We start from the raw sequence: 10,176 nt of genomic DNA on the forward strand, positions 1-10,176 counted from the left end.
CTGCTTATTTTGACTGCTGATATCCATTAAACCAGCGTGGAATATGCTGTTTGGCAAAAGGAGATAAGTTGGAACCTGTGGTACAACTGATCTTACAGAATTTCCAAGATGAATACTCCTAACTTCAGAAATAGCAGACTTAACATACTGATTTTCTAAACGGAAGTCCCAGAACGTCCCACCGTCCTTAAGAAACTTCTGATAACTATACTCTTGTTTCAACGTCATTTCCGGACTGTAAGAACGAAGGGTGTATTTGTATGGAGAATTCTGCAATGCAACATAATCACCATCAAGTTGGAAAGAATCATGTTCCGCTTGCCCATATACCTGAATAATCGAAATACTTTGAGAAACCTCAGCAATATCCCGAACTTCTTCTTTATTGCCTGAAGTACCTAATATATGCACAGTAGTTTTACCTTCAATATCACCATGAATTACCAAGCGATCGCTTAATTGCTTGTCATTAGAATCGTCTGGATTCAAACGTGCATTAAGATTAATTGAAGCATTACCATGTGCCCTATAAACTGTACCTTCTCCCCTTCCAATACGAAGCGTTTGATATTGTCCAGGAAGAGGTAATTTATACTGATCTTCAGAGTCTAAAGGCTCAAATTCAATACGACTATCTGTAAGACTTACAGATGAAATACACGAACCCACACATTCTAAATCTGGGGGGCTCCAACGCTTATACGCTGCCTTCTTTAAAAGCCAAGTTGACCCATTAACTAAATCTAACTTGGCATAAGAACGACTATCAACATAAGCCTCCCCAGCAATGATAGAGTCATCAACTGAAACCAATATATTAGAACCATCCTCGGCTTTTAACAATACATCACCAGAAAGCTCCGTTTTGTTCTCTAAGGAAAGATGACCACTAGAATTATTACCATAAACTGCAACACTCTTTGTCACTTCAAAAATTGTTTTTTTCAGTGAAACTTCTCCTGTTATTTTTATAGGTGTTCTTTCGTACAAAGGCTCAGCACTTCGCTTAACAACACTTACCTCTTCAGCGGAATATCCTTTTCCAGAAGACTCTGCAATAATCTTCCCTAGAACCTTATTTCGATTCCGTTGATCAATTTCTTGCTGTCCTTTCCCATCAAAATATATACCATAAGATTTATCACCTTCTACTTTAACAGTCGAAGATTCAATATTAGCACGATTCACAGCAGGCAGAATATCAGATGATCTTTTTCTTCTAGAAGAACTAGCCTCAACACCACTTGCAGTGCTTTTAACCCATAAAGCATTGGCATCAGTAGTAACATCACCATTTGTAAACTCAACAGAAGCATTATCACTCACCAGAATAGCCGCGCGCCCAAACTTATCTGTAGAATCCGACCGCCCTGCTGTTTTTTTAGCAGTGATGGCAACTCCATCTAACTTAATATGTCCGCCTGTTTCCGACCGGACTGCCACTCCACTTTCTAGAATAATCGTCCCAGAATCCATAGTTATCTTACCGCCTTGGCTCACCAGACCAGCAGCAGCCAAATCCCCCACCACACTAATTTTCGTATTACTTAAATTAACAGATGCCCCAGAACCTGCCAAAGCACCTACATAATGAGCACTGACCGTTCCTTCAATCACTTTAACCTCTCCACCCCTTTGAGCCTCCACCCCAATCACAGAAGATATAATGTTTGATTTTTTATCTAAAATAACTTTTGCACCATCTTCTGCAAGCACTGCACTCACGAGTTTTGATTTAGTAATATCGAAATTATTTTCACCATTGGAAAAACCCGCACCACTAATAGTAGCACCTTCTAATTTTATAACCGTATCTTGATTTTTTGCATGCATAGAATACTGAGTATCAGAACTTGTATTCAGCACAGGATTCCTCATAACATGTGTTCTACCGTCACTGCATGAATAAAAGCCTCGCGATTGCACCTCTCCATTTTTCTCCGTATCACTGCACACAACAGAAACTTGTTCAACATTACTAACCAAAAGAGTACGCCCAACAGGACCTGCAGAAGATGTAACAAGCTTGTCCTCAACCTCAGACTTTACAAAACCAGTAGCCTCTGTACTAACTACAGCAGCGGAGTTTATAGGTGCAAACCCTACAGAAGACTAAACATCTGGAGTTTGAGCTTCTTCATCATTACCATAATCCTCTTCTTTTAAAATCTGCAAACTATCTTCAGACAAATCAGCTCTTGCCAGTGAAACGCTTCCCGTTGAAGACGGAAGTACAGAATTTTCAGACGGTGTAGAAATATCAGAATCTGTAACAGACGAAGGGTCTGACGTTACAGAAGTCTCCGTTCCCTTGGGTGCAGAAACTGTAGATACAGGGATTTTAAGCACAGACCAATCAGATTCATAGGGTATACTTTCGCTTTCTAAACGAAAATCCCAAACATCTTTACTATTCTTTACTAATGTTCTATCGAAATAATCCATTTTCGCAGGAATAGACGGACCATAACCACGAAGAACATACTTATAAGGCGCCCCTTTTCGTGTAACATAACCACCTTCTAGGGTAAAACTATCTCTTTCCGCCTCTCCAAAAACTTGAATAAGTGAAACACTATAAAGTGCACCCCCTTCTTGTTTTTTACTATTATCTGAAGTATCATGCACAGACACTTTTGTTTTTCCATCAACATTACCATGAATTAAAAACCTATCAGATAACTGCTTGTTATTCACACCATTATTATCTAGATTTACATTAAAATGAACCTTAGAATAACCCTGAGTGCTGAAAACTACACCACTCCCTTTCCCTATACGAAGTGTTGTATATTCATGATTTACTTTGTTTTCACCTTGAGAGTTCCGATCTTGAGATATCTGAGTCATAAACCAAATATTGCTATCTTTAAGACTTATATACGAAATACACGAATCTAAACAGCTAGGGCTTAAAAGTCTTTGACTTTTATTTTTTGCTAAATGCCACTCTGATCCCTGTAAAAAAAACTTTGCATTAGAATTTTCATCAACACGAGCAGAGCCTTCAATTAAAGAGTCATAAGCAAAAACTGACATATTAGAAGAAGCTTCAGCCTCCAATAATACCTTTCCAGCAAGAGCCGACTTCTCTTTTAAAAGAACAGAACCACTCAGACCAAGACCAAAAATTGCTACACCATTTGGTACTTTAAAATTGGAATTCTTTAAAAGCACCGTACGCGAACCACTTTTATCTTCTAAACTTCTTTTAATTTCTTCTCCCTCAGCTTCCTTTTTATCAAAGAATATACCATAGGTATCACCGTTCAATTTAATCTCTGAAGATCTAATACTAGCACTAACCCCCAAAGAATCTTTACTAAAGGAACTATCTTCCTTTAGAATGAGGCTTATAGTGGAGACAACATCATCAAAAGCTTCATTTTTAGCTTGATAAGCTTGATAAGCCCCATAAGTTTCATGAGCTTTAATATATGCACCCAAAGAATGCTCTCCATTCTCCTGATAAATAAGAGGAGTAGTATCAACAAAGGGAATATTACCTGAAACGTGAAAACCGCTATTTAAACTAGAAGTAAGAGTACTAGATATTGCATTACTAGGTTCTGGTATTGGAACGCCAGCTAACGAGCTAATATTATTATTTTTGGCAAGACCAGTGACTTCATCACGAATCCAAAAAAGGGGAACATTATGAATATCTAAATGCCCTTTTTCAAAGGAAATAAAACCTCCCATATCTGAAAGGAAAACAAAACTCGCTGCATTATTCTCCCCCTTACTATTGTTAATTTTAACTTTAACTCCATTCAAGTTAACAGCCGACCCATTACTTGACACAACTCCTATTCCGCCTGCTCTGGGAAAAGCAATTGATCCAGATTTCATCATGATACCAGAATGATTATTAGCAAACAAACCAACTTTAAGAGAATCATCTTCACTAGTAGTCTTGTAATTACCTACATCAACTTCAACGTCACCTAAAAAAATTGACGAAAAATTATTAGCAAAAGCGCCAATATCAACGTTTTTTATTTTTCCTCCCTTCATGGTAATCCATCCGCCGTGGTCTGCATGAAGCCCGATAGCAAAAGTCTTAATTGATGATTCGTCTAATCTAACCCTTGAACCTATATTTGTCGCAAATACAGCACTTCCCTTCCCTGCTGAATCGGACACCTTTTCTGTACCTGCACTTCCTAAAAGATATTGAATAGGAGACTCAAAATCATCACTACTAGAAGGACGTTTCCCCCACAAAGACATCTTTTCCAGTTTAATATCGGTCCTCTTATTTCCTTCCCCCCCTTTTGTAGAAACGGGATTTTCATCGTATTTTCCCACTTTAATCAGACTTTTTTTCGCCGTGTATACTCCACCACTACAGACAATAGGTCTATGCTGAAGATTATAATTATTAAAATGTTTACCTTGATCATCACCTACCTTACATACACTGTCAGAAACATCAGCGGGCATCCCACTTAAGAATTCTATAGAATTTAGATGATCATCTTCTCGGTTTCTACCACTTGCACCTTGGTCTCCAGTGACGCGTGCATCTTGGCTTGTACCATCACTGCTCCGAACCTTACCACCTGTGCGCAAGCTTCTACTATCACTTACGCCCTGGCTCCTAACTTCACCTGCGCCCTGCACTACACTAGAATCTGCCCTCTGCTCTGTACCAACATTGAAAGACTGCAGATTCCGGCTAGGAGAAGTTTCACCTGCAGCTTTTCCCTGCAAAAAATCATACCCTCCACTCCCCCCAGCAGGAACATGCACACCTCTAGGAGGAACACGCGTACTTATAACATTACTTATTTCTCTTGTCCCATAAGAACCACCATGAATGTGGACACCGTTATAAAGGCTGTTGGCGCCATAGCCATTCTGTGAATAAAGATCATTATCATAACGCCCATTCACACCTACCCCACTTCCACGCCTACCTTGAGAAAGTAAGAGATTATCAAAACTTTCCCCATTATCATCAAGCCCATTACTAAAATTAAGGTCATTACTAAACTCAAGCCCATTACTGTATGAAACATCTACAGCTTGTAAAAAGAAGAGAGCGCTCGTTGTCAGTGCGTACAAACGCGTACGGTTTTTAAATACATTGATCATATGTCAAACTTTCTAATATATTGCAAAAACACTAGAATAAGTGAAAATAAGGTAAGCGCACGATTTGTAACATGAATTAGCAATCTTTACAACATAATGTTATTTAATAAATTATCATATTGTGCATAAAAATGCCTCAGTTAAGCTTTTAAGTATGTAAATTCTTATAATTATGAGATAAAGGATAAAAATAATGATGAAATATTTGAAATGGGTAACGTCCATTCTAGTTGTTGCCGTGTGTTTTGAAACAACTTCGTGGGCAGATGTAAATGTTAACACAAATATAACAATTGATCACGTTTCAGGCACAACTGCTGTTTCCACTTCGCCCAAAAAGGTTGTTGTATTTGATCTTGCATCGCTTGATAATATGAATCAGCTTGGTGTTGAAACTGTTGTTGGTGTTCCTGAAGGAAAAAAGCCTTCCTACCTGCAACAATTTGATGATACAAAATATGAAAGAATTGGGACCCTTTTTGAACCTGATTATGAGAAAATTGCGGCTATTCAGCCTGATTTGATTATTATCTCCTCACGGACTCAAGCCAAATATAGAGATTTGTCCAAAATCGCTCCAACAATTGATCTAACGGTGGGGAATGAAAATTCTTTTGAAGATATTAAACGTAATGTGTCTATCATTGGAAAAATTTTTGGTAAAGAAAAAGAAGCGGAAAGAAAAATTGCAAAACTCAATGAGAGTTTAGCTAAAGTCCGTGACAATACAAAAGGGAAAGGTACAGGACTGGTACTCATGACCTCTGGTGGAAAAATTAGTGCTTTTGGTCCAAAGTCACGTTTTGATATTATTTATTCCTCATTTGGAATTTCTCCAGCAACCAATAAGCTCGCGGTACAAAAACATGGACAGCTTATTTCTCCTGAATTTATTCTCGAAACCAATCCTGACTGGCTATTGGTTATTGATCGAGATGCAGCAATCGGACGAGAAGGACAGTCAGCAGCACAATTGCTTAACAATGAGCTTGTTCATAGGACAACAGCTGGAAAACAGAATCAAATTATTTACTTAGACTCTTGGAGTTGGTACCGTGCGAGTGGTGGTTTAACTGGACTGAACGAAGCAGCACAACAAATCAATGAAGCTTTTACAAAAAGCAAATAAATACACTAAATAACTTGCTTACTATAGAAATAAAATTTAAAAACTAAGGTTGTCGATAAACAACCTTAGTTTTTGTTGGAAAATAACTTAACGTGAAAAGTTACTGGATAGCCATAACACTTCTTATCGTACTATCTATGCTGAGTATTTTTGCTGGTTATTCTGATGTAACATTTTCTAATCTCCTATCAGGGGATTCGCATGCGTGGCTTATTTTCTGGCAAACACGCCTTCCTCGTACAGTTTCAGCGCTTTTGGTAGGCGCATCACTGGCACTCTCAGGTATGATTATGCAACTGCTTGCACGCAACCGCTTTGTTGAGCCGTCAATCACCGGAACCGTTGAATCTGCATCTCTTGGTATTCTTTTTGTCATGATTTTGCTTCCCGATATTCCTGTTTTAGGAAAAATGATGATTGCGACGGTTTTTGCCATGACTGGCACACTGATTTTTATGTTTTTATTGCGTCAAGTTATTCTAAAATCTGCACTCATTGTGCCATTAACGGGAATTATGCTAGGTTATGTTATTGGCTCCTTAACCAATGCTATTGCAGATCATGAAATGCTGCTTCCCTCTCTTCAAGCTTATTTATTTGGCAGTTTTTCGATGATTCTTGAAGGAAAATATGAACTTTTATGGCTTTCTCTTCCTCTATGCATTCTTGCCTATTTCACCGCTGATCGTTTTACCGTCGCTGGCTTGGGCGAAGATTTAACCAATAATCTTGGACTTAATTATCGTACTGTTATGCTTTTTGGCCTTTTTATTGTCGCATCAATCACAGCGGTTGTCGTCTGTACAGTTGGTCGAGTTCCTTTTGTTGGACTAATTATTCCAAACCTTGTGTCAAATTTTATGGGTGATAATATGCACTATACAGCTCCTTGGGTAGCAATCAGTGGTGCAGGATTAGTTTTGCTCTGTGATCTTTTGGGGCGAATAATTCATCCTTCTTTTGAAATTCCCATCAGCACGATGATGGGAGTGATTGGTAGTTTTATTTTCATTATACTGCTTTTACGCTGGAGAAAGCGTCTTGGATAAAAAAAAAGCAACGGTACTTGTTCTGATAACACTTATCGTCATGGCATCCACCGTCATCAGTTTTTACATGACATGGAACATCAACATCTATACGTGGACTTTTCGTCTTACAAAACTTGTTTCTCTGCTCCTTATTGCATACACAATAACCGTTTCTACGATTTTATTTCAAACCGTCGTAAACAATCGTCTTCTGACTCCTTCTATCATGGGATTTGATCAACTTTATATTCTCATAAAAACTGTCATAATGTATTTTGCAGGCTCACTTTCTTTGCCTTTTTTGAATGAAGAGGGACAGTTAATACTTGAAGCTCTCATTCTCATTTTCTTTTCAATAGGCCTTTTCCGCTTGTTGTTTTCAGGAAGTTTAAAAGGGCTTCATCTAACACTTTTGATTGGTGTGATTTTAGGAGGATTTTTTTTCAGCTTACGCATGTTCATGCAATTGCAATTAAATCCAGACCAAATGATGAACTTAACGGACATTATGTTTGCAAATTTTAATAAATTCAATACATCATTAACAAGCTTTGCCGCTATTATTGTCTTCATTGTAAGTCTAATCGGTTGGCGTTCACGCCATCTGCTTGATGTTCTTGCTCTAGGACGTGAAACAGCGCTCAATCTTGGGGTTGATTATCATAAAAGCGCAACAGCTATTCTTATATTTGTTTCTATTCTTGTATCTATTTCTACAGCACTGGTAGGACCTGTCACTTTTTTTGGACTGTTAGTTGCCAGTCTTGCTTACGAACTTTCTCCTCAAGCAAAACATAGTGTTGTTGTACCAATTGCTATATTATTGGCTATAATTTGTTTAGTAGGTGGACAATTTATTTTAGAGCAAATTTTCAATATGGCAGGACGTTTGAGTTTTATCATTGAGTTTTGTGGTGGTATCGTCTTCTTAATGTTACTGATGAAGGGAAAATTAAAATGATTGAAATCAATCATCTTTCCAAATTTTATGGAGCGCGATTGATTATCGATGATTTATGCCTTCATCTACCCAAAGGGGGGATTATTTCTCTTATTGGTCCCAACGGTTCTGGCAAATCAACACTTTTAATGTTAATAAGGCGTCTTTTACCACGCCATCATGGTACAATTAATATTGATGGCTTTGATATTGATAAAATACCTCATGATATTTTGGCTCAAAAGCTCTCAATTCTGCGTCAAGATAACCCTTTGTCCTTTCGTTTAACCGTATATGATTTAATTAGTTTTGGGCGCTACCCTTATTCAAAAGGCTGGTATAATAAAAAAGATAAACAATTTATAGACAGTGCATTACGATATCTCGGTTTACAAGATCTAAAAGACTGCTTTTTGGATGAACTTTCTGGCGGACAACGCCAACGCGCTTTTATTGCAATGGTTATTTGTCAAGATACCGATTACCTCCTTTTAGACGAACCATTGAACAATCTAGATATGAAACATGCTGTTTCCATGATGAAGCAATTACGCCGTACAGCTGATGAACTCAAAAAAACAATTCTCATTGTGATGCATGATATTAATTTTGCATCATCTTATTCAGATATGATTGTTGCACTCAAAAAGGGCAAAGCAGCTTATTTTGGAACACCAAAAGAAATTATGCAGCCGGCAATTCTTAAAGATATTTACGAAGTGGATATTCAAATCAAAACAATCGATGACGTGCCTATTGCTCTTTATTATCGATAAATTTTTCTCATCATTAATAATCGGAAAGTTTCTCTTTTATCCTTGCGTGCACTCTAAAATCTGCTAAAAGTGGCAATATTGATTTATTGGGGAATAGTTTAATGGTAGAACAGCGGACTCTGACTCCGTCAATCTTGGTTCGAATCCAGGTTCCCCAGCCAGTATTTAATGGAATCAATGTCTGTAGCTTGCCAGCGGGTTTTGTACCAATTTATTTTTTTTCAAAGAGTTTTAAAGGTGTTCTCAAAGGGTCTTCAAAGGTCTTTCAAAGGGTATTTAAAGCCCCTGTTTCTTTTCTGCTCAAAATCGCAATTTGAGATGATCACTCCTTGAGTTGGAATCGCATTATTTGAGAAGCAGCATGCATAAAATGGTATGACTTCTTTTAGCATAAATTGATTGATAATTTTTCTGTATCCTAAGCACATTAATTAAAAAGAGAAGCGTTTAAGGAATTCGGTCAACTTGACCAAATTGCTCTTCAGTCTGCAATTGTGCAATGTTTGCACCATTGCTCCTTTGAGGAATTGAGTAGACATTACCTTATTGCTGTACTCATGCAATTGGGACAAGTTGTCCCTATTCCTCTAAATGCCCTTCATCACCAATCAAAGGGTCAAGTTGCCCTTTTGATTTTCTGTCTCTCAGAGGTTGCCTTTTCTCCTGCCTCTTTTCCCTTGTTTGGTGCCTCAAAGGTAATTTCTGTGGTGTATCCGCTTTGTTTTTCATAGCAATGGATCACGCTAGCGGCTGTCCATATTCCATTGATTTGCCCACGGAACCCTTGAAGGATGAGAGGTTGATCCGCCATGATTTCAGGGCGTCCCTCTAAGGTCAAAGAACCGCTCCCCACAGCACGACACAACCTGTCCGACTCGGAAGCGGTGGCAGCTCGTGCTTCCTCCTCACAAGTGTAACAAGTCCGTAAACGCCGCACGGGACCGCTAACCCCTGTCTGATGTTTGACTTGGCATTGTTGCCCTTTTGAGCGATCAAAATAAGAAGCTTCAATAGTGCCATATTGCGTGCGTGGCTCTAATATGAATTCCCAGTTAGAACAGTCGTGTTTATGAAGTTCGAGTGCTGGTAAATTGTCACCGCTTAAAAATAAAAACTTATTGTCTTTGATTAAAAAACGTGCCTGCATGCGATCAGCGAGGCGGGTTAAAAAATCAACAGCCGATTGATCGGTGCGAACCA

At 38.3% G+C, this 10,176-nt stretch carries 7 protein-coding genes and 1 tRNA gene; 5 read left to right on the forward strand and 3 right to left on the reverse strand.

The window, feature by feature from the left end; genetic code table 11:
• Together ABID23_RS07310 and ABID23_RS07315 are read right to left on the reverse strand one after the other, a co-directional pair.
• Positions 1 to 1,986, reverse strand: a 1,986-nt coding sequence (locus ABID23_RS07310) for an autotransporter outer membrane beta-barrel domain-containing protein (RefSeq protein ID WP_354190766.1), incomplete at its 3' end; no start/stop codon positions are given.
• Between the two features lie 126 nt (positions 1,987 to 2,112).
• Entirely contained in the window at positions 2,113 to 5,100 is a 2,988-nt protein-coding gene (locus ABID23_RS07315) for a hypothetical protein (RefSeq protein WP_354190768.1), read from the reverse strand.
• A 193-nt stretch (positions 5,101 to 5,293) separates the two neighbouring features.
• Here ABID23_RS07315 and ABID23_RS07320 point away from each other — a divergent pair, with 193 nt between their 5' ends.
• The 5 genes from ABID23_RS07320 (at position 5,294) to ABID23_RS07340 (ending at position 9,137) form a co-directional block, all read left to right on the forward strand.
• The gene (locus ABID23_RS07320; protein WP_354190770.1) at positions 5,294 to 6,229 is read left to right on the forward strand and encodes a siderophore ABC transporter substrate-binding protein; all 936 of its coding nucleotides are present in this window, start codon (positions 5,294 to 5,296) and stop codon (positions 6,227 to 6,229) included.
• 92 nt (positions 6,230 to 6,321) lie between these two features.
• Positions 6,322 to 7,278 carry an ABC transporter permease gene (locus ABID23_RS07325; protein WP_354190772.1) on the forward strand — a complete coding sequence of 319 codons (957 nt, stop codon included), beginning with the start codon at positions 6,322 to 6,324 and terminating at the stop codon, positions 7,276 to 7,278.
• Positions 7,271 to 8,221 carry an iron chelate uptake ABC transporter family permease subunit gene (locus tag ABID23_RS07330; RefSeq protein WP_354190774.1) on the forward strand — a complete coding sequence of 317 codons (951 nt, stop codon included), beginning with the start codon at positions 7,271 to 7,273 and terminating at the stop codon, positions 8,219 to 8,221. Before ABID23_RS07325 ends, ABID23_RS07330 begins: the two co-directional genes overlap by 8 nt.
• Positions 8,218 to 8,976 carry an iron ABC transporter ATP-binding protein gene (locus ABID23_RS07335; RefSeq protein WP_354190776.1) on the forward strand — a complete coding sequence of 253 codons (759 nt, stop codon included), beginning with the start codon at positions 8,218 to 8,220 and terminating at the stop codon, positions 8,974 to 8,976. Before ABID23_RS07330 ends, ABID23_RS07335 begins: the two co-directional genes overlap by 4 nt.
• An 87-nt stretch (positions 8,977 to 9,063) precedes the next feature.
• Positions 9,064 to 9,137: transfer RNA gene (locus ABID23_RS07340), tRNA-Gln, on the forward strand.
• A gap of 455 nt (positions 9,138 to 9,592) precedes the next feature.
• Here the strand turns inward: ABID23_RS07340 and ABID23_RS07345 are convergent.
• The coding region (locus ABID23_RS07345; protein ID WP_435521257.1) for a phage late control D family protein at positions 9,593 to 10,176 on the reverse strand (584 nt) is incomplete at its 5' end.

It is taken from the genome of Bartonella silvatica, from assembly GCF_040545155.1.
Classification (GTDB): domain Bacteria; phylum Pseudomonadota; class Alphaproteobacteria; order Rhizobiales; family Rhizobiaceae; genus Bartonella; species Bartonella silvatica.

Bases quoted from the DNA above. Each gene is read 5' to 3' on its own strand.
- ABID23_RS07315 (WP_354190768.1), bottom strand. From the start codon at position 5,100: ATGATCAATGTATTTAAAAACCGTACGCGTTTGTACGCACTGACAACG.
- ABID23_RS07320 (WP_354190770.1), top strand. From the start codon at position 5,294: ATGATGAAATATTTGAAATGGGTAACGTCCATTCTAGTTGTTGCCGTG.
- ABID23_RS07335 (WP_354190776.1), top strand. From the start codon at position 8,218: ATGATTGAAATCAATCATCTTTCCAAATTTTATGGAGCGCGATTGATT.